Consider the following 22949-nt stretch of genomic DNA (forward strand, 5'->3'; position numbering starts at 1 on the left):
CCGCCGGCCTTCCCGCTGGCAAGTGAAAATCACCAAGCCTTCGTCCGTGGCCGGTGATTAACCGCATCCAACCGCTACCCTCTGGCGGGATAGCGCGCTACATCGCGCTATGATTGCGATTCATCCGCTGACCGGCATGCCAGAGATTTACGCCGGCGACGATTTGGCCAAGATGCTGCGCGAGGCCCTGGAGACTGCCGGGCTTTGGCCCATCCAGGAAAATGATGTGCTGGTCGTCACCCAGAAGATCCTGTCCAAGGCGGAAGGCCGCATGGCCGATCTGGACGAGGTGCGGCCCAGCCCCGAAGCGCAGGAGCTGGCGCAGGCAACGCGCAAGGACCCCCGGCTGGTCGAACTGGTGCTGCGTGAAAGCAGCGCCGTCGTACGCGCTGTACCGCATGTCCTGATCACCCGGCATCGGTTGGGTCATGTGATGGCGAACAGCGGCATCGACCGGTCGAACATTGGCCCGGGTGGAGAAGAGCGTGCTCTTTTGCTGCCGGTCGATCCCGATCGATCGGCGGCCGAACTCAGCCATGCCCTTGCCGGTGGCGATGGAATCGCGCCTGCGGTGGTCATATCGGACAGCTTCGGACGGCCGTGGCGGCATGGCGTGGTTGGCGTAGCGATTGGCGCCGCGGGATTGCCCGCGCTGGTGGATCGGCGGGGTGATGAAGACCGGGACGGTCGCCGGTTGGAGGTGACCCAGATCGCGCTCGCAGACCAGATCGCGACTGCCGCCGCTCTGGCGGCCGGGGAGGGCGCGGAGAGCATACCGGCGGTGCTGGTGCGTGGACTGGCGCTGCCGCCCGGTAATGCTCCCGCCTCCGCGCTCGTTCGCCCGGTGGAAGAGGATCTTTTCCGATGAGCCGCGTCGTCGTGCTGACCGGGGGTGTAGGCGGGGCAAAGCTGGTGCTGGGCCTGATGAAGGTTTGCCCGCCGCAGGAGGTCACCGCGATCGTCAACACCGGCGACGATTTCCGCCATCTTGGCCTCGCCGTGTCCCCCGATATCGACACGCTGCTCTACACCCTTTCGGGCAAGGCCAACGCATCGCAGGGATGGGGCCGGGAAGGCGAAAGCTGGAGCTTCATGGATGCCCTGAAATCGCTGGGTGGCGAGGACTGGTTCCTGCTGGGCGACGGCGATCTGGCGCTGCATGTCCTGCGTTCGCAGCTGCTGGCAAAGGGACAGACACTAAGCACCGTGACGGCGCGGTTCGCCGCTGCCTGGGGGATTGAACTTTCGATCATGCCCATGAGCGATGACCCGGTCGCCACTCATCTGGCGACTGATGAAGGCCACCTGTCATTCCAGCGTTATTTCGTTGAGCGTCGCTGCGCGCCCGCCGTGCAGGCGATCCACTTCGAAGGCGCAGAGGCCGCCGCACCGGCGCCCGGCGTGATCGACGCGATCACTGATCCGGATATACGAGCCATCCTGATCGCCCCGTCCAATCCCTGGCTGAGCGTGGATCCGATCCTGGCGGTTCCGGGCATCCGCGACGCCCTGGCTGCCGCCAAGGCGCCGGTCGTGGCCGTGTCCCCGATCGTGGGCGGTCAGGCGGTCAAGGGACCCACGACCAAGCTGATGGCGGAACTGGGCCTGGCCCTGACCAACCATAGCATCGCCAACCATTATGCAGGCGTGATCGACGGGCTGTTGATCGATGGGCGGGACGATGCGACGGGGCTGCCCATCGAATTTGCCGTGACCGACACGCTGATGAAAACGCTGGAGGATAGGGAGCGGGTCGGGCGCGCCGTCCTGGCGCTGGCTGACCGGATCGCCGGATAAGCCGTGCGCTGCTGGATCGTCATCCCGATCAAGGCGCCCCAAGCCTGCAAGACCCGACTGTCATCGGCGCTGGGGGATAGTGAGAGACAATCGCTGGTGGCGACGATGCTTCACCAGACCGTCTCCGCCGCACGGGCGGTGGCAGGGCGCGACCGCGTGCTGTTGCTTGGTCCATCCCGGCACGGGCTGGCGGAGGACACGCCGCTGCTCGCCGATCCGGGGCAGGGGCTGAACGCGGCACTGGCGAGTGCGCGGGATGCCGCGATAGTCCAAGATGTGCACCGCCTGATATGCCTGTCCGCCGACCTTCCAACGATCGAGCCCGGCGATGTGGCGGCTTTGCTGGATGTGCCGCGCGACGCCATCGCTCTTGCTCCTGATCGCGCGGGCACCGGCACGAACGCGTTGTCGCTGCCGCTGCCTGCGGCAGCCCCATTCCGCTTCCGCTATGGCGAATGCAGTTCTGACGCCCACCGCGCAGAGGCAGCGCGGCTCGGCCTGCCTTTCCTGTGTCTGGAAAGGCCTGGCCTTGCCCTGGACATCGACGAGCCAGAGGATATTGCGCGCTGGCAGCAGGACTGAACGGCAGGCCTCTTTTACGTCAGACAGCGATGCCAGCCGACGCCAGAACCGCCAGCGTCAGCAATTCCGACGCGTTCGATGCCATGGTCGCGATCTGCACCGACTTTTCCATACCAACCAGCATCGGTCCGATCATCGTCGTCCCGCCCAGCTCGCGCAGCAGCTTGGCCGAAATGTTGGCAGACTGCAGCCCCGGCATGACCAGGATGTTTGCGGGGCCAGACAGGCGGCTGAAAGGATAGTTTTTCATCACCGTCGGGTTGAGGGCCGCGTCGGCGGTCATTTCGCCTTCATATTCGAAGTCGACATCCCGGCCATCGAGCACCTTAAGCGCGTCGCGGATATTTTCCAGATGGCCGCCGGGCGGATTGCCGAAATTGGAGTAGGAAAGGAAGGCGACGCGCGGATCATGACCCATGCGCCGCGCCACAGCGACTGTTCCCTCTGCAATATCCGCCAGTTCATTGGCCGAAGGGCGTTCGTTGACGGTCGTATCCGCAAGAAACACCGTCTTGTCCTTCGACACCATGATATGGATGCCGAAGGGCGTGCGCCCCGCCACGGGATCCATCACCCGTTTCACCTCGCGCAACGTCTGGGCGAAGGGACGCGTCACGCCCGTGATCATCGCATCTGCATGGCCCATGCTGACCAGCAGCGCGCCAAAGATATTGCGGTCGCGGTTGACCATCCGCTCGCAGTCGCGGCGCAGATGGCCACGCCGCTGGAGCCGCTCGTAAAGACGATCGGCCATTTCAGGCACCAGCGGCGAATTGACGCTGTTATGCAGTTCAAAGCTTTCCGGGTCCTGGACGCCCAGCGTCTTCAGCTTGTCATAGACATCGTGCCTGCCGACCAGCACGGGGATTCCATAGCCAAGATCGCGGAACTGGATGGCCGCGCGCAGCACGACTTCCTCTTCCGCCTCGGCAAAGACGACGCGCTTGGGATTGGCCTTCGCGACCTCATAAGCGGTGGTAAGGACTGACGTCGTCGGATTGAGCCGAGCCTTAAGCGACTGGCGATAGGCAGCCATGTCGGCAATCGGCTTTTGCGCCACGCCGGTTTCCATCGCCGCTTGAGCGACGGCTGCGGGCACTACCTCCATCAGGCGCGGGTCAAACGGGGCGGGAATGATATAGTCGGGGCCAAAGCTGTGCGAACGGCCATAAGCCTTCGCGACTTCCTCGGGCACCTGCTCACGCGCCAGTTCGGCGATAGCATGCGCGGCGGCAACCTTCATCGGCTCGTTGATCCCGGTCGCGCGCACATCGAGCGCGCCGCGGAAGATGAAGGGGAAGCCGAGAACATTGTTCACCTGGTTCGGATAGTCCGACCGGCCCGTAGCGACGATCGCGTCGGGGCGCACCTCCAGCACATCGGGCGGAGTGATCTCCGGGTCCGGGTTTGCCATGGCGAAGATGATAGGCTTGTCCGCCATCGCCTTCACCATCTCCTGCGACACTGCCCCGGCAACCGACAGGCCCAGGAATACGTCCGCCCCCTTGATCGCCTCACCCAGCGTGCGGGCGTCGGTCTTGACCGCGTGCGCCGACTTCCACTGGTTCATGCCTTCCGTGCGGCCCTGGTAGATGACGCCCTTGCTGTCGCACATGATGACATTGTCGTGCGGCACGCCGATCGCCTTGATCAACTCCGTACAAGAGATGGACGCCGCGCCCGCGCCGTTCACGACGACCTTCATGTCCTTCATGTCGCGGCCAGTCAGCCTCGCCGCGTTGATTACGCCCGCCGCCGCGATGATGGCCGTGCCATGCTGGTCGTCATGAAAGACCGGGATGTTCATCCGCTCTTTCAGGGTCTGTTCGATAATGAAGCATTCGGGCGCCTTGATATCCTCAAGGTTGATGCCGCCGAAGGTCGGCTCCATCAGCTCAACCGCGTCGATGAACTTGTCGACATCCTCGGTCTTGAGCTCAATGTCGATGGAATCGACGTCGGCGAAGCGCTTGAACAGCACCGCCTTGCCTTCCATCACCGGCTTGGAAGCCAGCGCCCCCAGATTGCCAAGGCCAAGGATCGCCGTGCCGTTGGAGATGACCGCGACCAAATTGCCCTTTGCGGTGTAATCATAAGCGGTGGCGGGGTCTTCGGCGATAGCCCGCACCGGAACCGCGACACCGGGCGAATAGGCAAGGCTGAGGTCGCGCTGCGTCGCCATGGGCTTGGACGCGATTATCTCGATCTTGCCGGGACGGCCCGTCGAATGAAAGAACAGCGCCTCGCGCTCTGAAAATTCCACACTCGACTTGTCTGTCATGACTTACCCGTCCCCTATTTTCCTTGCCCATTGGCCCTAGCGGCAAGGAAGTCCTGTGGGCAAGCGCGAGAGCAGCTTTTTTAGCGCTCTTTCCTGATGTGCCGCTTGCGGCTATCGCCTGAGCGTCATGCATAGCCCCAAGGACATTGCCGCCAGTCAACCGACGCCGATGATGGCGCAATATCTGACGCTGAAGGCGGAAGCGCAGGATTGCCTGCTCTTCTATCGCATGGGCGATTTTTTCGAGCTTTTCTTCGATGACGCCAAGGCGGCGGCGGCGACACTCGACATTGCGCTGACCAGCCGGGGCGAGCATGGCGGCGCGCCGATCCCCATGTGCGGGGTGCCCGTGCACAGTGCGGACAGTTATCTGGCCCGGCTGATCAAGGCAGGTCACCGCGTCGCCATAGCAGAGCAGACCGAGACTCCGGCCGAGGCCAAGGCGCGAGGCGGCAAGGCCCTCGTCGCCCGGGCAATCGTCCGTTACGTGACCGCCGGCACGCTGACCGAGGAAACGCTGCTCGATACCCGTCGTGACAACATGCTCGTCGCGCTGGCGCAGACCGGCGGCGATGGCGCCGCGGAGATTGGGCTGGCCGCCGCCGACATATCCACCGGCCGGTTCGAGACACTGACGCTGCGCGCCGCTGATCTGCCCGCTGAGCTGGCGCGGCTGCGGCCGAGCGAGATCGTGGTGCCGGACGGCCTGACGCTCGATCTGGCCGATTCCCACCCCTTTGACCGCACGGCCTTTTCCAGCAACAGGGCCGAAACAGCGCTCAAGCGACTGTTTGGCGTGGCGACACTCGACGGCTTCGGGCAGTTCGGACGCGCTGAACTGGCGGCAATGGGCGGGCTGGTCGGATATCTCGATCATGCTGGCAAGGGCACCCTGCCCTTCCTCGCTCCGCCAGTGCGCAAGGCGAGCGGTGCGCATGTCGCCATCGACGCCGCAACGCGCGAGAGCCTGGAAATCATTGCGACGATGAACGGCGCGCGCGTAGGCAGTTTGCTGGGCGCGGTTGATCGCACCGTCACGGGCGCCGGCGCACGAATGCTGGCCCAGGACCTGTCGGCGCCGCTGATGGACCAGGGGCGGATCGAAGCGCGGCTGGGCCTTGTCCAGCTGTTCCATGACGATCCGCTGCTGCGCGATCAGTTGCGCGCGGCACTGCGATCGCTGCCCGATATCGGCCGAGCGCTTGGGCGCGTCGCAGTTGGCCGGGGCAGCCCGCGCGATCTGGGACAGTTGCGCGATGGGCTCAATGAAGCAAGGCTGCTGCGGGAAAGGTTGGGACGCCTTCCCGACCAGCCGCCTTTGCTGCGGCAATTGTTGCCTGCCCTTGATGGCCATGGCGCGCTGGTGGACAGCCTGACCCGCGCGCTTGTCCCCAATCCGCCGACTGAAACGACAAACGGCGGCTATATTGCCGATGGCTATGATCCGGCGCTGGATGAATTGCGCCGCATGGCCGGTGACGGACGCCGGGCGATCGCCGCGCTGGAAGCAAAATATCGCGAGCAGACCGGTATTGCGTCGCTCAAAATCCGGCATAACGGCGTTCTTGGCTATCATGTCGAGGTGCCTGCGCGCGCAGCGGACCCGCTGATGCAACCAGAGAGCGGCTTTACCCATCGTCAGACATTGGCCGGCGTGGTGCGCTTCAATTCGATAGACCTGCATGAACAGGCAGGCCGCGTCGCACAAGCAGGGGCGCATGCGCTGGTCGCTGAAGCTGCGCATCTGGAGGATCTGATCGAATCCACGCTGACGCGGAAATCCGAGATCGCGCTGGCCGCCGACGCGCTGTCGCGACTGGATGTGGCCGCGGCGCTGGCGGAGCGGGCGGCCGAAGGAGGCTGGCAGCGGCCTCACTTCTTGCCGCAGGATGGCGAAGGACCATGCCTGGAAATCATCGGCGGCCGTCATCCGGTTGTCGAGGACGCGCTGCAACGCGAAGGGCAGGCGTTTGTCGCCAATGACTGCCGACTTGGCGCCAGCGACCGGCTCTGGCTTGTCACCGGTCCCAATATGGGCGGAAAATCGACCTTCCTGCGGCAGAATGCGCTGATCGTCATCCTCGCACAGGCAGGCGCTTATGTCCCCGCGCAATCGGCCACCCTGACCCTCGTCGATCGGTTGTTCAGCCGCGTCGGCGCGTCCGACAATCTGGCGCGCGGACGATCCACCTTCATGGTCGAGATGGTCGAGACTGCCGCGATCCTCGCCCAGGCGACGGAACACAGCTTCGTCATTCTGGACGAAGTGGGGCGCGGCACATCCACCTATGACGGGCTGGCGCTGGCATGGGCAGTGGTCGAAGCCGTACATGAGGTCAATCGTTGCCGCTGCCTGTTCGCGACCCACTATCATGAACTGACGCGACTAGCCGAAACGCTCTCCGCGCTGTCGCTTCACCATGTGCGTGCGCGGGAGTGGAAGGGCGATCTTGTCCTCCTCCATGAGCTGGCCCAAGGCCCCGCCGACCGCAGCTACGGTCTGGCGGTCGCCCGATTGGCAGGCTTGCCTCCGGCGGTGCTCAAGCGCGCCAAGGACGTGCTGACCAGGCTGGAGGCTGGCAAAGCCAGGACAGGCGGCATCGCCGCAGGTCTTGACGATCTTCCGCTCTTCGCGGCTGTAGCGGCACAGGAAGAAGAGAAGGTTGACCCCCTGCGCGCCGCCCTTGAGGCGATCGATGCCGATGCGCTGTCGCCGCGTGAAGCGCTGGAGCAGCTTTATCGCTTGAAACAACTGGCCGTTGCCGGCGGCGAGGACTAGATTAAGTCCATGGTCATGCAGTTCCCCTCCCTGGGATCGCGCCGTACGATTATTGATCGGCGCGCGATTTCCGACAGCATCAACGCCCTTGCGCAGGATCATCGAAGCGATCCGGCAAAGATACGCGCGCTGATCGTCAAGGAACTGAAGGATGCCTTGGACGCCGGACGCGTGGACGTGGCGCGGCGTCTGGAAGCCAAGCCCACGCGGGGGCGAGAAGCGGTCACCGCCTTCGCCTTCCTGATCGACCAGATCCTGCGCCTGCTCTACGACGCGACGACGCATCATCTGTATCCGGCAAGCAACCGCAGCACCGGGGAGCGCATCATATTGATGGCGGTGGGCGGCTATGGACGCGGCGAGATGGCGCCGCACAGCGACGTCGATATCGCCTTCATTACACCTTGGAAGCCGACCGGCTGGACAGAGCAGGTCATCGAATCGATGCTTTATTCACTTTGGGACCTGGGCCTGAAGGTAGGGCATTCCAGTCGCTCAATCGATGAGACTATGCGCATGGCCAAGGCCGACCTGACGGTCCGCACTGCGCTGCTGGAAGCTCGCTACGTGTGGGGCGACCGGGCTCTTTACGAAGAAACCGCCAAGCGCTTCGACGCCGAAGTGATGCAAGGCACCGCCCGGGAATTCGTTACCGAAAAGCTGGGAGAGCGCGAGGAGCGGCACAAGCGGATGGGGGACAGCCGCTATGTCGTCGAACCCAATGTGAAGGAAGGCAAGGGCGGCCTGCGCGACCTGCACACGCTGTTCTGGATCGGCAAATATGTGAACCGGGTGAAATCGGTGGCCGAGCTGGTCGATGTCGGCCTGTTGACACAGCTGGAGCTACGCCAGTTCCAGAGAGCGGAGGATTTCCTCTGGGCCGTTCGCTGCCACCTGCACATGATCACGGGGCGCGCGGAAGACCGTCTGACTTTCGACTTGCAGCTGGAAACGGCGACGCGGATGCACTTCATCGGACGGCAGGGCCGATCCGGCGTTGAGCGGTTCATGCGCTATTATTTCCTGAATGCAAAAACTGTGGGCGACCTGACCGCCGTGTTCCTGGCCCACCTGGATGACCAGATGGGTCCCAAGGGGCGGCGGTATATCCCGGCTATCTTCCGCCGGCCAAAGAAGCTGGACGGCTTTGTGCTGGACCGCGGTCGCCTTGCCCTGCCGAGCGACGATTTCTTTCAGCAGGATCCGGTGCGGTTGATCGAAATCTTCGCCGTCGCGGACCGCCATGAGCTTGGCATCCACCCCAGCGCCATGCGCACGGCAAGCCGCGATGCGGGCCTTATCACCGCCAAGATCCGCCGTGATCCGCGCGCCAACGCGGCCTTCATGGATGTGCTGACATCCCCGCGTGATCCTGAAACCGTGCTGCGCTGGATGAATGAATCGACGGTGTTCGGTCGCTTCGTTCCCGATTTCCGCCGCGTCGTCGCGCAGATGCAGTTCGACATGTACCATCACTATACGGTGGACGAACACACTATCCGGGCCGTCGGTCTGCTGGCCCGGATCGAAAAGGGCGATCTGGCGCAAGATCATCCGCTCTCGACCGAGATCATGGGCAAGCTTTTGTCGCGCCGTGTGCTTTATGTCGCCGTTCTGCTGCATGACATCGCCAAGGGCAGGGGCGGCGATCACAGCATATTGGGCGCCGAGGTGGCCGAGCGACTCTGCCCGCGACTGGGCCTCAGCGCCGCCGAAACGGAAACGGTCGCGTGGCTGGTGCGCCATCACCTGCTGATGTCCGCCACCGCCTTCAAGCGCGATCTGGCCGATTACAAGACGATCCTGGACTTCGTCGAAGTCGTGCAGAGTCCCGAACGTCTGCGTCTGCTGCTGTGCCTGACCGTCGTGGATATTCGCGCGGTCGGACCCGGCGTATGGAACAGTTGGAAACGCCAGTTGCTGGGCGATCTGTATGATGCGGCGGAAGAAAAGCTGCGGCTTGGCCACAAGCAAAAAGGGCGCGGGGAGCGAGTCACGGCCAAGCAGGAGTCGCTGCGCATGGCGCTCGGCATGTCGGCCACCGATTTCCAGAAGCTGACGAACCGCCTGCCTGAATCCTACTGGATCGCGGAGCCAGAAGACATACTGATCCACAATGCCCAGCACATCCTGCAATCGGGCGACTCCCCGTTATCGATCGCGGCGCAATATTATCCGCAGCGGGGCGCAACGCTCGTCACCGTCTATGCAGCCGACCATCCGGGTCTTTTCTACCGCATTGCGGGCGCCATCCATCTGGCGGGCGGCAATATCATAGACGCGCGCATTCATACGACGCGCGATGGCGTCGCAATCGACAATTTCCTCGTGCAGGACCCGCTTGGCGGCGCGTTCCACAGCCCGGAGCAGCTGACCCGCATCCGCAACGCGATCGAGGACTCGCTCGCAAACCGGCACCGCATGATCACCAAGCTGGAAGCCCGCCCCCTGCCCCGCACCCGCGCCGAAGCGTTCCGGATCGAACCCAATGTGCTGATCGACAACAAGGCGTCGAACCGCTTCACGGTGATAGAGGTCAACGCCCGCGACCGCCCGGCCCTGCTCTTCAGCCTGGCCAATGCCCTGTTCCAGTCGAAGGTGACGGTGCACAGCGCCCATGTCGCCACTTATGGCGAGCGCGCCGTTGACACCTTTTACGTGACGGACCTTCTGGGCGGAAAGATCGAGAGCAAGGGGCGCACGCAAACGCTGGAGCGGCGTTTGCGGGATGCGGCGGACGGCGAGGTGGGCGAAGCGCTGCAACAGGCGTAAACGCCCGCGCCTACGCTATTTCCATAATGTCGCCCGGCGCGAGCATCGGCAGCAACTTGAGCATGTCGTGCTTATCGACCGCGATGCATCCGGCGGTCGGACGCCCTTCGGATAAATGGAAGAAAATGGCACTCCCCCGTCCCGGCACGGGCGGCGCGTCATTATGGCCCAGCACGACGATCACATCATAGGCATCGTCGTCCCGCAGCAGTGATTCAGCGGAGAAGGCTCGGGGCAGATGTACCGGACGGTTATAGGCCGGGTCGGCCGGGTCGTCGGACCAGCCGTCACCTTCCCTCACCCAACGCCAAGGCAGGCCAATGCCATTGGCCTCCACGCGTCCCGGCCGCAGCAGAACGCCGCGCACTGGCCAGCTGCCGGCCGGCGTGCAGCCATCGCCCTCCTGCTTTCTGTCTGCCGCGCATACCCCGCTCCTGCCAAGGGTGCATGCCATGTCCATTCCGTCGAACCGCAGCCTGCCGGCAGCGCTGTCAACGCGGATGACGGTCATAGCTGATGGCCGGTGCGGTCGCGCTTGGTGGCCAGATATTGTTCATTATGGGGATTGGATGGCAGGATGATGGGCAGCCGCTCGGTAACCTTGATACCCGCCTTTTCCAGCCCCGCCACCTTGTTGGGATTATTGGTGAGCAGGCGGACGCTTCCAATTCCCAGCAGGTCGAGCATCCGTGCCGCGACCGAAAAATCGCGCGCATCAATGGCGAAGCCCAGCCGGACATTCGCATCCACCGTATCGAACCCCTGATCCTGCAGCGCATAGGCGCGCAGCTTGTTGATCAGGCCGATGCCGCGCCCCTCCTGCCGCAGATAGAGCAGCACGCCCCAGGTCGAATCCGCGATCTGGTGCAGCGCCTGATGCAGTTGCGGCCCGCAATCGCATTTCAGGCTGCCCAGCACGTCGCCGGTCAGGCATTCGCTGTGTAACCGGACCACCGGGGGCGATGCATCACGTGTCCCGATAATGAGCGCCACATGCTCACGCGGCTCGTCCGGGCTGCGGAACGCAACGATCTCAGCCGTTTCACTGGCGGATACGGGCAGGCGGGCGCGGGTTGCTATGGCGAGATGGGTGGCATCGTCATAAGCATCCACCTCGTCCGCGCTGACCCTTGCTTCGCTATCGCCGTCCTGCGCCACGAAATAAGCTGGCAGGATGCCCGCCAGCCGTGCGAGTTTCAGCGCAGCTTTGGCGGCCAACGGAGCCGTGATCGGCTTGGCGGCGAAGGGCCCTTTCAGCGGAGACGCCAGATCGAGCACCGGGTCGGCGATTGCCATGGCGACAGCCCCGTCGATCCAGGGAGCGCGAGCGATCAGCACGGGCATGTCCGGATCAGCCGCCGCCAGCTGGTTTGCAAGTTTAAGCGTCTCGCCGCGCGCCGCAGCCACCAATATGTCCGCTTCGTCCAAGGGGTCGAAATCGGCCAGCGTGACCGCATCCGCCCCTTCGACGGCCATGATGCGCAAGCCTCCATCGGCGGCATGAACGGTCACAGCCCATCCGCGGCGCAGCGCATCGATGGCGCGGGCGGCGGCGCGCCCCTTCATGACCCGAGACCCATTAGAAGGCGAACTCCGTGATGATCGGGACATGGTCCGACGGCTTGGTCCAGCTTCGGGCGGGTTCGACAACGCGATGGGCGGTCGCCTTTTCCGCGACGTCCTGCGTCATCCACATATGGTCAAGCCGCCGCCCCCGATCCGATTCGGCCCAGTCCCGTGCGCGGTAGCTCCACCAGGTGTAGAGCCGCTCCGGCGCGGGGAAGAATTTGCGCCCAATATCGACCCAGCCGTTCGATCTCTGCAGTCGTTCAAGCAGTTCGCACTCCACCGCTGTATGGCTGACTACGTTCAACAGCTGCTTGTGGCTCCATACATCGCATTCCATCGGGGCGATGTTGAAGTCGCCGGTCAGGATCGTCGGTTTATCTTCAAGCTGCGTCGACCATTGGATCATCCGCTCCAGGAAATCGAGCTTCTGGCCGAACTTTGGATTGACGGTGCGATCCGGCACGTCCCCACCGGCCGGCACATAGACATTTTCGATCCGCACGCCATTGTCGAGCCGGACACCGACATGGCGCGCCTCCCCGTTGGCCTGCCAATCGAGCCGGTCATCCTCATGGATCGGCACCCTGCTCATGATCGCCACGCCATGATGCATGCGTTGGCCGTTCAGCACCTGATGCACATAACCCATCCTGCGGAACATATCGGTAGGGAAGATCTCATTCACCACCTTCGTTTCCTGAAGGCATAATATGTCGGGCGCTTCCTCGGTCAGGAAGCGTTCCACAATGTCGATCCGGGCGCGGACGCTGTTTATGTTCCAGGATGCGATGCTGAGTGTCTGCGGCATGGTGATCCCCTAAGACTGCACGTTGAGCGGTGCAAGGTCTGCAGGAGGCTCGCCGCAGCGAGAAAGCATCTCTACAAATTAAGACCCCCGCTCCGGGGGCATGGAACGGGGGTCTCGATCGCGCCCTTTAAGCGCTTTGCGACGGGAGCCGAGGGTCCGGGTAACAGGGGGGAAATCCCGGTCTTCGTCTCTCGCCGTGGAGTCCTTATTAGAGTTCTGGATATGAGCCGAAGATGAACAGGATTAACCGCCAATCCGTCCATCTCATCTCCGGCCCAGTTCATCCGCCCGCGGAACGCCCCTTGGGCCGCGGGTCGCTCCAGCGGAAAGCCGAATCAGCCACGGCGACACCGTAGCGTTGGTTGGACAAGCGTATCGTGGTGCGGTTGTTCTGCGAATCCAGCGCCACCCAGCCATAGAGCTGTAGTCCCGCCGGGCCAGAAGGATCCCGCTCAAAGATCATGGTGATCGTTCCGATATCGGGGCGCTTGGGGTCACGCGCCTGAACGCTGATCACCTTCGGATCGCCGGTCTGGATCAGCTTGCCGAAACGGGACAGGTCTTTTCGGGGATCAAGCAGAGCGCCAAGCGGTGAGCTCCCGATCGGCCAGCGCTGCACCTGGCGGACTTCATAGTCGATCATGGTCAGGGCTTTCCCGTCGCCGACGATCAGCATGGGCACGCCCTTCTGATACTGAAAACGGATTTTGCCGGGCTGCTTGAGGGTCAGCTTTCCTGTTAGCGTCTGGCCATTACGGTCAGTCTGAGTGAAGTCGGCGGTCATGGTCGTGACGCCGCGAATATAGGCATTCACCTGCTCAAGACCCTGCTGTCCCTGCTGCGCAACCGCAGGCGCGGTCAAATTCGGCAGGGAAGCGGCGCCAAGAGCCAGTATGAGGGGCGCAACCAGGCGCTTCATGCATTTTCCTCCGCGTTGTTAAGGGATCAAAATAGGGACGACGGATTGAACCCATGGTGAACTGATGCGTTCCTGAACCGGCGAGCTGATGACGCTCGTCCCGTCGGTAGATTGCCGGTCAGCTGTACGGTGCCGCGTGGCCAAAAAAAAGGCCGGTCCGAAGACCAGCCTGGAAGTTTTTAGGAGAGGATGCCTGAAAGGCAGTTCCTTATTGAACGGTGACGATCATTTTAGCAAATGCGGAATGCACGAACACGATTGCGTTTGATGCAATCGCGATCAGATCGGGTTGCCATTTTCGTCGCGCAACACTTCCCGGCGGCCGACATGGTTGGGCGGGCCGACCAGTCCTTCTTCTTCCATCCGTTCAATGAGGCGCGCGGCGCTGTTGTAGCCGACCCGCAGCTGGCGCTGGAGCCAGCTGGTCGATGCTTTTTGATTTTCGAAGACGAGCTGGCAGGCTTTTCGGAATAGCTGCGCATCGGGGCTGTCATCGCCCAGATCGACGCCATCGAGCGCAAAGCTGCCTTCCTCCGGTTCCTCGGTGACGGCGGAGATATAGTCGGGCTGGCCCTGCGCCCGCCAATGGTCAGCGACCACCCGCACTTCATCGTCCGAAACGAAGGGCCCGTGGACGCGCATCAATCCCTTGCCGCCGTGCATGTAGAGCATGTCGCCCTTGCCCAGCAGCTGCTCTGCGCCCTGTTCGCCCAGGATGGTGCGGCTGTCGATCTTCGACGTCACGAAGAAGCTGATGCGGGTCGGCAGGTTCGCCTTGATGACGCCGGTGATGACATCGACCGAGGGGCGCTGCGTGGCAAGGATCAGGTGAATGCCGGCTGCACGCGCCTTTTGCGCGAGACGCTGGATCAGGAATTCGACTTCCTTGCCCGCCGTCATCATCAGGTCGGCCAGCTCGTCCACGACCACCACGATCTGCGGAAGGGGCTGGAAATCCAGCTGCTCTTCTTCATAGATCGGCTTGCCGGTTTCCGGGTCGTAGCCGGTCTGGACGCGCCGGCCCAGGGGCTTGCCCTTGGCTTTGGCCGCACGAACCTTCTCATTGTAATTGGCAAGGTTGCGGACGGAGATCGACGCCATCATGCGATAGCGGTCCTCCATCTGCTCCACCGCCCATTTCAGCGCACGTATCGCCTTGGCCGGTTCGGTGACGACCGGCGATAGCAGATGCGGGATGTCGTCATAAGTCGACAGTTCCAGCATCTTGGGGTCGATCATGATGAGGCGCAGTTGATCCGGCGTCATGCGATAGAGCAGCGACAGGATCATCGCGTTCAGGCCAACCGACTTGCCCGATCCGGTCGTGCCCGCGATCAGCAAATGCGGCATCGGCGCAAGATCGGCGATGATCGGTTCGCCGGAGATATTCTTGCCCAGGATGATCGGCAGCGTGGCGTCCTGCGCGAACTGTTCGGACGTGATGAGTTCGCGGAAGGACACCCCTTCCCGATTCGCGTTGGGCAGTTCGATGCCGATGACGGTGCGGCCCGGAATAGTGGCCACGCGCGCCGACAAGGCAGACATGTTGCGGGCAATGTCGTCAGCCAGCGCGATGACGCGGCTGGCCTTGATGCCTGGCGCCGGTTCCAGTTCATACATCGTCACGACCGGGCCGGGACGAACCTCGACGATATTGCCCTTCACATGGAAGTCGTCGAGCACGGATTCCAGCAAACGCGCGTTACGTTCGAGCGCCGCCTTGTCGATCTTGTGGTTCTGGCTCACCGGAACCGGGTTCAGCAGGTCGGGGGACGGCAGCGAACTGTTGCCGAACAGGTCATCCTGCGACACTGGCGCCATCTGCCGCTGCGCCGGGGCAGGCTTGGGCGTCTGGATGGTGATGGGCGGCTTGGGTTCGTTGCTGACCGTGCGGCGCGGCGCGACCACCCGGCCGTCGGCCTCGTCCTCATCATCCAGATCCGCGGCCGCGTCAGATCCGGCCAGGGCAAAGCTGGGCCGTGGCAGGGCAAGTTTCGGCATGGTGGGGCGGCGGAGCGCCAGGATCGGCTTTTCCAGCGCCAGGCTGCGATACCAGAGGGCCAGCCCCCCTATCAGCGTCAGCACGACGAGGATTCCGGTAATCCAGCCCTGCGCCGTTCCAGCCTGAACCGACAGGCTGCGCACGCCATTGGCTGTCGCCAGGCCGAGCAGACCGCCCCAGCCGGAGGGAAGGTCTATCAGCGAATCCGGCTGGAACATGGCCAGCGCGATGCCGACGAGCGCGATGCCGCCGAAACATTTGCCGAATTGCGATTTCCACCCGGTCATGTCCTGATCGCCCCACAGGCGGCGAGCGGTGATCGCCAGCAGGGGCAGCAGCAGCGTGATCGGCACTCCGAACAGGGTGAAGAGGAAAGCGGACACCCATGCGCCGGGCCAGCCCATGATGTTCTGAACATGATCGTCGGCGACCGTCATCATCGATGGATCGCTCAGGCGGAAGCTGAGCAGCGCGAGCGCCAGGAACAGCGTGACCAGCATCAGCGCGATCGCGCTGATCAGCGCGCCGCTGCGGATCAGGCTGCGTTTCAGCATTTCGCGCCATTCCGGCGTGCGCTTCGCTCCGCGGCTGACAGCCATGGTCTTGAATGTCCCCCAAATGTTCCGTTTCGGCACAATGCGCCGAGCGGGGAGTCCGCGTCAAGAGTCCGGGCTTTCGGCTCGTCCTGGTCGAATGCGTGAATGAATTGGCGAAATGAAACGGTTTTGGCCGTCGGTGAAGCGCTATGCGATTCCTTCATGCATTTCGATCGGGCGCCTGATGCGCGCGGCGATCAGGCAACCCGCGACGATCAGCACGGCCCCCGCGATGGTGGAGAAGGTGACCCGTTCGCCAAAGGCCAGCCAGCCGATGATCGCCGCCCAGATGAAGGCGGTATATTCCACCGGGATCAGATATTGCGCCTCTGCCCGCGCATAGGCCCAGGCGAAAGCGGCGAGCGAGGTGAAGGCGAGCGCGGCGGCCGTGGCGATCAGCAGCCAGGCGTGCGCTTGGGGCATGTCGAGCCGCAACAGCGCGACGCCCGGGAGCAACCGGGCGACGAGGAAGCACAGGCCAAACAGACCGAACATCACAAGATGCTGGAAGAAGGCGACTTCGACCGGGGAGGCGAGTTGCGCCTGTTGCCGCTGGATGATGAGGTTCCAGGCAAAAAGGACGGCCGACAGCAGCACGGCGCCCGCGCCCAGCAGGGCGTCCCAGTCATAGCTGCCCTGCATCCGGCCCGAGAGGATCACTCCGACGCCCGCAAGCCCGAGCAGCGATGCCGCGACAGCGGCGCGCTCGATCCGTTCCCCCAATAGGAGCGCCGCGAGATACAGGGCGATCAGCGGAGCGATGAAGGACAAGGCGATGGCTTCGGCCAGGGGCATGCGCATGAGCGCCCAGAAGAAGAGGCTGGCCATCAAGGCGACAACGCTGCCGCGCAGCAGATGCAGCCGCAGCACCGCCCGTTCCGGCCAGCGACGGCGGGTGATGAGCATGAGGGCAAGGCCGAGCAGACTGCCGGTCAGCGCGCGCCAGAACAGCGCGTTGAAAAGGCCGATCGACAGGCTGAGCCCCTTCATCATCGCGTCCATGACGGCGAAAAGCGCGACCGCAGCCCAGCAGACGGCGAAAGGGACGGCGAGAGAGCGGGACTGGGTCATGTTCATGACATCGCTGTGGCGGTGGAAGGGGCGCGATGTTTCGCGGGTGGGGACGAAGAAGAAAAGGCTCTTTCGACTGCTGCTTTCCACTGGCGTTCGGAAGGGGCTTCGACAGGCTCGGCCCGACCGGGAGTGATAGTGAGCAAGCTAATTGTTACAAGAGCGATTGGTCGGTCCGCCACAAGCGATCGCGGGCCGGAAAACCCCCTGCCCTATTCCGCCGCCTCTGCGTTGCCCGCGTCGGTGGTTTCCGCTTCCAGCTTCGCCGCCTCGATCTCCGCCGCCTTGGCTTCGACCAGATTGACGATATGGTCGATCATGCCTTCGTCCTGGATCGTGTGATCGGTCAGGCCGGAAAGATAGACCATATGCTTGCCCGCGCCGCCGCCGGTCAGGCCAATGTCGGTTTCGCGCGCTTCGCCGGGACCATTGACCACGCAGCCCAGGACCGAGAGCGACAGCGGCGTGTGGATATGCTGGAGACGTTCCTCCAGCGCCTGAACAGTGCGGATCACGTCGAAACCCTGCCGCGCGCAGCTGGGGCAGGAAATCACCTTGACCCCGCGCGTGCGGATGCCGAGGGACTTCAGAATCTCATAGCCGACGCGCACTTCTTCTTCCGGTTCGGCGGACAGGGAAACGCGGATCGTGTCGCCGACCCCGGCCCAGAGCAGGTTGCCGATGCCGATCGCGCTTTTCACCGTGCCGCCGATCAGCCCGCCCGCTTCGGTAATGCCCAGATGCAGGGGGCAATCGACCGCTTCGGCAAGCTGCATATAGGCGGCGACGGCAAGGAATACGTCGCTTGCCTTAACCGCGACCTTATATTCGTGGAAATCCTGGTCCTGGAGCAGCTTGATATGGTCGAGCGCGCTTTCGACCAGCGCCTCGGGACAAGGTTCGCCATATTTTTCGAGCAGATCCTTTTCAAGGGAGCCGGCATTGACGCCGATGCGGATCGCGCAGCCATTGGCCTTGGCAGCGTCGACCACTTCCTTCACCCGCGCTTCGCTGCCGATATTGCCGGGATTGATGCGCAGGCAGGCCGCGCCCGCATCGGCTGCTTCCAGAGCGCGCTTATAATGGAAATGAATGTCGGCGACGATCGGCACGCGGGCGGCGCGGACGATCTGCTTCAGCGCCGCGGTCGATTCCTCATCGGGGCAGGACACGCGGATGATGTCCACGCCCACTTCCTCGCACCGGCGGATCTGATCCACGGTCGCCTTGACGTCATGGGTCGGCGTGTTGGTCATGGTCTGGACCGTGACGGGCGCACCGCCGCCCACGGGCACGTTGCCGACCATGATCTGGCGGCATTGGCGGCGAGCGATGTCGCGCCAGGGGCGAAGGCCGGGATTATGGTCGGACATGAACGAGGGGCTCCATGATGATGAAGCCCCTATAGTGATTCCCGGCCCCAGTTGAAACCGCGCTGTTAAAAGCGCGCCGTGACCGACGCGGCGATCTGATCCACATTTCCGCTGACGCGCGACAGAGTGGTCGCGGTCACACTGGCCGACCCTGAATAAAATCGGTCGGGCCGGATCACCGTCGCCTGTTCGATGAAATTATGCGCATAGCTGAAATTGACCGTCAGCGCGGGCGACATATTCCAGCTGGTCCCGGCGGACAGCCAGACACGGTCGCCATCGGGCACGCGGGTCGATTGATATTGGGGATTGGTGGGCGTGCGGTCGAACATCGTGCCCGCGCGCAACGTCAAAGCGGGGCTGACATCATATTCGCCGCCTGCGCTGACGCTGAAACTGTCGCGATATTCCGATTCCTTGACCGATGTGCCGGTGCCGGACGTTATCGAGATATCGCGGAAAACCGACCAATTATACCAGCGCGCGGTTACCATCGCACGGGCGCGCGGCGTCAACCGGTGCATCATGCTGAACGTGACGATGTCGGGCAAGCGAAGCGCGGAGGATGCGGGCGTCGTTCCGTTGACGGCGGCAAGCGGGCCGAGCAGGCCCGACAGGGTCGAGCTGCCCTCGATATGGTGATCCATTCCAGACCGGTAGTGGACGCCGAAATTGGTGACGCCATTGGTGTAGAAAAGCCCCGCGTTCCAGCCCAGCGACAGGTCGTCGCCCTTGACGCGGGACATGCCGTCGGAATCAAGCGGTGACAGGTTGGGCAGGGCGTTGGTCAGCAGCACCTTGGCATATTGCACATCCACGCCGCCGCCGATCGAGAAGCTGTCGCTGATCCGGTAGGCGAAGGAAGGCTGGACATTATAGGTTTTAAGGTCGGTATGAAGGGAATCGTAACGGCCGAAGAAATCCGGATCATAATCCAGCTTCAGCCCGAAGGGCGCGGTTACGCTCAAGCCCAGCCAGAGCCGGTCGGTGACCTGTCCCGTCGCATGAAAGCTGGGTACGGGGATCAGGCTGGCGAAGGGATTGCCGCCTGAACCCCCGGATACCGGCACGGAACCGGGAAGACCGGGGACGGTGCGGTTCGTGCCGCGATTGTCCTGCGCCGTTGATGCGAACAGCATGACGCTTCCCGCCGACATCTGGATGCCGGGCAACTGGGTCATAGCGGCGGGGTTGAAATAAACGGTGGATGGATCGTCAGCCGCCGCCGCACCGCCGGCAAGCGCGCGGCCGGTTTCCTTGGGCGATTGTTCCTGCAGGTAGAAGCCGCCAGCGATTGCCGGGGCGGGAGCCGCCATGGCGGCTGCGGTCAGGAAGCAGGCGGCTGCACTGCGGCGGAAGACCATTGAAGAACCTCTCTAAATTAATCCGGGCAGCGAATAGCAGCGATATGGTTAATTTCCAGTTCAGCAACGTAAAAACTTGTCTCTGTTGCGAATGAACAAAAAAAAGCCGCCCCGAAGGACGGCTTGGAAAGTTTTAGGAGAGGATGCCTGAAAGGCCCGTTCCTTCTGCCTTTCGACCCGGCATGCCGCAACTGCGAAAGATGGAGGCTTGATTGCGTTTCATGCAATCGTCGCTGAAATGCCATGGTTCCGTAAGGTAAAGCGATTGAAGCGCATCGCGAATTTCTGCGACCCATCAATATCGACGGGTCGTTCAGCCGTTCGGAACGACCCCTGACTGCCGCAGTTGCGAGAGTAATTGGGTGCGAAGGCGCTCCAGTCCATCATTGTCATGCGCCTCCAGCCTGGCCACCAGTTCGGCCTGCGTATTGGACGCCCGCAGGAGCCACCAGCCAGAATCGGAAGCGACGCGCGCACCGTCCGTTTCATCGACGCGCGCACCCTCCACGCGCAGGCGGGACAGAATCTCCTCCACGATTCCGAACTTGCGGCTTTCCTCAACGCGAAAGCGCAGTTCCGGGGTGTTCAGCATGACGGGCATATGGTCGTGAAGGGCAGCGATCGTCTCGCCGGACTCGCTCGCGGCACGGATCAGCCGGATCGCAGCGTAAAGACCGTCGTCGAAGCCATAATAATCGTCCGCGAACATGATGTGGCCCGTCATCTCGCCCCCCAGCGGACTGCCAACTTCCTTCATCTTGGATTTGATGTGGCTGTGCCCGGTCTTCCACATGAGCGGTCGGCCGCCAAGCGCGGCGACATGGTCGAACAGCGCCTGGCTGGACTTCACATCGGCAACGATCGTCGCGCCGGGCCGGTTTTTCAGGACCAGTTCGGCGAACAGACCGAGCAGCTGGTCGCCCTGGATAATCCGCCCCCTGCCATCGATCACCCCAATACGGTCGCCGTCGCCGTCGAAAGCCACTCCGAAATGGAGATTGTTTGAAAGGACAAGGGCGCGCAGATCCTGCAGATTCGCCTCGATCGTGGGGTCGGGGTGATGATGGGGAAAATTACCGTCTATTTCGGTGAAGAGCGTATGATGCTCACCCGGCAACAACTGGACGAGCTTGTCGATCACAGGGCCAGCCGCGCCATTGCCAGCGTCCCATCCGATGCGGCAGGGCGCACCTGCAAACCCTTGCAGCAGCCGGGCGACATAGCCGTCCATGATGTCGATGCTCTCGACCCTTCCGCTGCCTTCTTCCCAATCGCCGTCCGCCGCGATGCTGCCGAGCCGGGTAATGTCCGCGCCAAAAAAGGGTTCATGCGCCAATACCAGCTTGAAGCCATTGTGATCGGCGGGATTATGGCTGCCGGTTATCTGAATGCCGCCATCGACGTCCAGAACCGCCTCGGCATAATAGAGCATTGGCGTGGGGCCGATGCCGATGCGCAGCACATCCACGCCGCTTTGGGCAAGGCCGTCGGCGAGCGCGGATTCGAGGCGAGGCGAACTCAGCCGACCGTCGCGGCCGATCACCACCCTTGATCCGCCGCGCCGCCTGACCAGCGTGCCGAAGCTGCGGCCGACGGCATGGGCATCGCGCTCGTACAGCGTGTCGCCGAATACGCCGCGCATGTCATATTCGCGCAGCAGCGAGGGGTGGAAGCGGTGGGCCATCGACATGCCCCCTTCTATCGCATCAGCCCCGGCCTGACGCGTCCTTTTCCGCTGCCTGGGCCAGCAGCAGGTCGCGGGCGGCGTTGATTTCCGCCGCCAGTGCTTCGATCCCGCCACGGTCGGGATGGACCGAGGCGATCAGACGCCGGTGCGCCGCGCGAATCGCATTCGCGTCGGCATCTGGCCCAACGCCCAGCAGCGCGCGCGCTCTTTCGAGGCTGAGGGCCTCAGGCGATGGCGGTTTCGAACGCACGGCCTTTGGCTTCTTCTTTGCCTGATTGAAGAAGAAGTAGGCCGCTCCCATCAGCAAGGGCGCGGCCGCGATCGGTTTGCCCTTGGCCGCCATCACCGCGCCAACCAGCGCGGCGCCCAGCACCATTCCGTCCTTCACGCTCATGCGCTGCAACCGTCCCGTCCAGATGAGCCAGGCCGCAAGCCCGAGAAACAGAATGGCGAACAGGCCCACCTAGGCCGCGCCGAGCAGATCGAACGACGCCGTTTCCTCCCGGGCTGGCAAGGAAAGCCCAGACACCATTTCGCGCAGTTCCTGGCGGGCGGCGATATGGCTGACGCCCAGGTCGCCCAGATGCCCCTTGTCCAGCAGGGTGAGGCCCGAGGGGAAAAGCTCACGGAAGATGACGCGTTCCGAGAGGCCCGGAATCACGCGGAATCCGACGCGGCGGGACAGTTCCATCAGGGCGTCGCCCACGCGCTTCTTGTTGCGGGCGTCATGATGCTGGACGCGGTTGCGCAGGACGACCCAGTCGATCGAGACGCCGTCGGCCTTTGCCCGCGTCTTGCGCGCTTCGAAGATGAGTTCGGAATAAAAGGACAGGCGGCGCACCTTGAAGGTTTCGGCGTCCACCTGGCCGATCAGGTCGAAATCGACGAAACTGTCGTTCATCGGCGTCACCAGCGTATGCGCGCGGGCGGCCATGTGGCGGGCGAACACATCGTCGCGGCCGGGCGTATCGACGACCAGAAAATCCTTGCCCTGCGCAAGCGCTGCGGTCTGTTCCTCCAGCGCCTCTACCGTATCGCCCTGAAACACGGCGAAATCGGGCGCGGGCAGGTCTATGCCGCGACGCCGGGCGGTTTCGGCGCGGTTTTCCATGTAGCGGGTGACAGTGCGCTGGCGCGGGTCGAGATCGATCATGCCGACCCTGTGCCCCAGCGCCGTCAACGCGATGGCGGTGTGAACCGCCGTCGTGGATTTGCCGGTCCCGCCCTTTTCATTGGCGAAGACGATATGATGCGCGTGGGCATTCGGACCCATTGATACCCCCGTTATTATCGCAACGATTCTTGACCCTGTTGCCCGGTCATGGCTTTAGCGGGATATTCCCATTGAC

17 protein-coding genes are annotated in these 22949 nt (G+C 63.2%); 5 read left to right on the top strand and 12 right to left on the bottom strand.

Translation table 11 applies throughout. The annotated features are described in order from the left end of the window. Positions 1–109 precede the first annotated feature (109 nt). From cofE to cofC, 3 genes are read left to right on the top strand one after another with little or no spacing between them, the layout of a single operon-like run. Complete coding sequence (gene cofE / locus B6S01_RS08845) at positions 110–868, top strand: coenzyme F420-0:L-glutamate ligase (RefSeq protein WP_037468956.1); 759 nt, start codon at positions 110–112, stop codon at positions 866–868. Then, a complete protein-coding gene (gene cofD / locus B6S01_RS08850) occupies positions 865–1797 on the top strand; it encodes a 2-phospho-L-lactate transferase (protein WP_037468957.1) in 933 nt (310 codons plus the stop codon). Before cofE ends, cofD begins: the two co-directional genes overlap by 4 nt. Positions 1798–1800: 3 nt before the next feature. Next, positions 1801–2379 (top strand): 2-phospho-L-lactate guanylyltransferase, encoded by a 579-nt coding sequence (gene cofC / locus B6S01_RS08855; protein WP_037468958.1) that lies wholly within the window; start codon positions 1801–1803, stop codon positions 2377–2379. Between the two features lie 19 nt (positions 2380–2398). Here the strand turns inward: cofC and B6S01_RS08860 are convergent, their stop codons facing one another. Continuing rightward, the gene (locus B6S01_RS08860; RefSeq protein WP_037468961.1) at positions 2399–4660 is read right to left on the bottom strand and encodes an NADP-dependent malic enzyme; all 2262 of its coding nucleotides are present in this window, start codon (positions 4658–4660) and stop codon (positions 2399–2401) included. Between the two features lie 127 nt (positions 4661–4787). Here B6S01_RS08860 and mutS point away from each other — a divergent pair, with 127 nt between their 5' ends. After that, a complete protein-coding gene (gene mutS, locus B6S01_RS08865; RefSeq protein WP_037468963.1) occupies positions 4788–7439 on the top strand; it encodes a DNA mismatch repair protein MutS in 2652 nt (883 codons plus the stop codon). Between the two features lie 9 nt (positions 7440–7448). Next, positions 7449–10211, top strand: a complete 2763-nt coding sequence (locus tag B6S01_RS08870) for a [protein-PII] uridylyltransferase (RefSeq protein ID WP_037468966.1) — start codon at positions 7449–7451, stop codon at positions 10209–10211. A gap of 10 nt (positions 10212–10221) precedes the next feature. On the opposite strand, the gene B6S01_RS08875 is transcribed toward B6S01_RS08870, so the two are convergent. The 11 genes from B6S01_RS08875 to B6S01_RS08925 all read right to left on the bottom strand — a co-directional run bounded on the left by B6S01_RS08875 (position 10222) and on the right by B6S01_RS08925 (position 22873). Continuing rightward, positions 10222–10722, bottom strand: a complete 501-nt coding sequence (locus B6S01_RS08875) for a L,D-transpeptidase family protein (protein ID WP_037468970.1) — start codon at positions 10720–10722, stop codon at positions 10222–10224. Continuing rightward, entirely contained in the window at positions 10719–11777 is a 1059-nt protein-coding gene (gene ribA, locus B6S01_RS08880) for a GTP cyclohydrolase II (protein WP_037468972.1), read from the bottom strand. Before ribA ends, B6S01_RS08875 begins: the two co-directional genes overlap by 4 nt. A 13-nt stretch (positions 11778–11790) precedes the next feature. Continuing rightward, positions 11791–12588 (bottom strand): exodeoxyribonuclease III, encoded by a 798-nt coding sequence (xth, locus tag B6S01_RS08885; RefSeq protein WP_037468974.1) that lies wholly within the window; start codon positions 12586–12588, stop codon positions 11791–11793. Positions 12589–12868: 280 nt separating this feature from the next. Further along, a complete protein-coding gene (locus tag B6S01_RS08890) occupies positions 12869–13507 on the bottom strand; it encodes a LolA family protein (protein ID WP_037468976.1) in 639 nt (212 codons plus the stop codon). A gap of 279 nt (positions 13508–13786) precedes the next feature. Further along, positions 13787–16108 (bottom strand): FtsK/SpoIIIE family DNA translocase, encoded by a 2322-nt coding sequence (locus tag B6S01_RS08895; protein ID WP_037468979.1) that lies wholly within the window; start codon positions 16106–16108, stop codon positions 13787–13789. Positions 16109–16252: 144 nt separating this feature from the next. Then, entirely contained in the window at positions 16253–17176 is a 924-nt protein-coding gene (locus tag B6S01_RS08900; protein ID WP_037469181.1) for a DMT family transporter, read from the bottom strand. A gap of 212 nt (positions 17177–17388) precedes the next feature. After that, positions 17389–18549, bottom strand: coding sequence for a flavodoxin-dependent (E)-4-hydroxy-3-methylbut-2-enyl-diphosphate synthase (gene ispG, locus B6S01_RS08905; RefSeq protein ID WP_037468982.1), 1161 nt, complete (start codon positions 18547–18549; stop codon positions 17389–17391). 65 nt (positions 18550–18614) lie between these two features. Next, on the bottom strand, positions 18615–19913 hold the full coding sequence (locus B6S01_RS08910) for an OmpP1/FadL family transporter (RefSeq protein ID WP_037468985.1): 1299 nt from the start codon (positions 19911–19913) through the stop codon (positions 18615–18617). Between the two features lie 313 nt (positions 19914–20226). After that, on the bottom strand, positions 20227–21597 hold the full coding sequence (gene pgmG, locus B6S01_RS08915) for a phosphoglucomutase/phosphomannomutase PgmG (protein WP_037468988.1): 1371 nt from the start codon (positions 21595–21597) through the stop codon (positions 20227–20229). Between the two features lie 22 nt (positions 21598–21619). Then, positions 21620–22063, bottom strand: coding sequence for a J domain-containing protein (locus B6S01_RS08920; RefSeq protein ID WP_037468990.1), 444 nt, complete (start codon positions 22061–22063; stop codon positions 21620–21622). Further along, a complete protein-coding gene (locus tag B6S01_RS08925) occupies positions 22064–22873 on the bottom strand; it encodes a division plane positioning ATPase MipZ (RefSeq protein ID WP_037468993.1) in 810 nt (269 codons plus the stop codon). Positions 22874–22949: the final 76 nt, after the last annotated feature.

Origin of the sequence: Sphingobium herbicidovorans (genome assembly GCF_002080435.1) — a bacterium.
Taxonomy (GTDB): Bacteria; Pseudomonadota; Alphaproteobacteria; order Sphingomonadales; family Sphingomonadaceae; genus Sphingobium; species Sphingobium herbicidovorans.

Coding starts and splice junctions, on each gene's coding strand:
- cofE (WP_037468956.1), top strand. CDS start 110: ATGATTGCGATTCATCCGCTGACCGGCATGCCAGAGATTTACGCCGGC.
- cofD (WP_037468957.1), top strand. CDS start 865: ATGAGCCGCGTCGTCGTGCTGACCGGGGGTGTAGGCGGGGCAAAGCTG.
- B6S01_RS08860 (WP_037468961.1), bottom strand. CDS start 4,660: ATGACAGACAAGTCGAGTGTGGAATTTTCAGAGCGCGAGGCGCTGTTC.
- mutS (WP_037468963.1), top strand. CDS start 4,788: ATGCATAGCCCCAAGGACATTGCCGCCAGTCAACCGACGCCGATGATG.
- B6S01_RS08870 (WP_037468966.1), top strand. CDS start 7,449: ATGGTCATGCAGTTCCCCTCCCTGGGATCGCGCCGTACGATTATTGAT.
- B6S01_RS08875 (WP_037468970.1), bottom strand. CDS start 10,722: ATGACCGTCATCCGCGTTGACAGCGCTGCCGGCAGGCTGCGGTTCGAC.
- ribA (WP_037468972.1), bottom strand. CDS start 11,777: ATGAAGGGGCGCGCCGCCGCCCGCGCCATCGATGCGCTGCGCCGCGGA.
- xth (WP_037468974.1), bottom strand. CDS start 12,588: ATGCCGCAGACACTCAGCATCGCATCCTGGAACATAAACAGCGTCCGC.
- B6S01_RS08890 (WP_037468976.1), bottom strand. CDS start 13,507: ATGAAGCGCCTGGTTGCGCCCCTCATACTGGCTCTTGGCGCCGCTTCC.
- B6S01_RS08895 (WP_037468979.1), bottom strand. CDS start 16,108: ATGGCTGTCAGCCGCGGAGCGAAGCGCACGCCGGAATGGCGCGAAATG.
- B6S01_RS08900 (WP_037469181.1), bottom strand. CDS start 17,176: ATGACCCAGTCCCGCTCTCTCGCCGTCCCTTTCGCCGTCTGCTGGGCT.
- ispG (WP_037468982.1), bottom strand. CDS start 18,549: ATGTCCGACCATAATCCCGGCCTTCGCCCCTGGCGCGACATCGCTCGC.
- B6S01_RS08910 (WP_037468985.1), bottom strand. CDS start 19,913: ATGGTCTTCCGCCGCAGTGCAGCCGCCTGCTTCCTGACCGCAGCCGCC.
- pgmG (WP_037468988.1), bottom strand. CDS start 21,597: ATGGCCCACCGCTTCCACCCCTCGCTGCTGCGCGAATATGACATGCGC.
- B6S01_RS08925 (WP_037468993.1), bottom strand. CDS start 22,873: ATGGGTCCGAATGCCCACGCGCATCATATCGTCTTCGCCAATGAAAAG.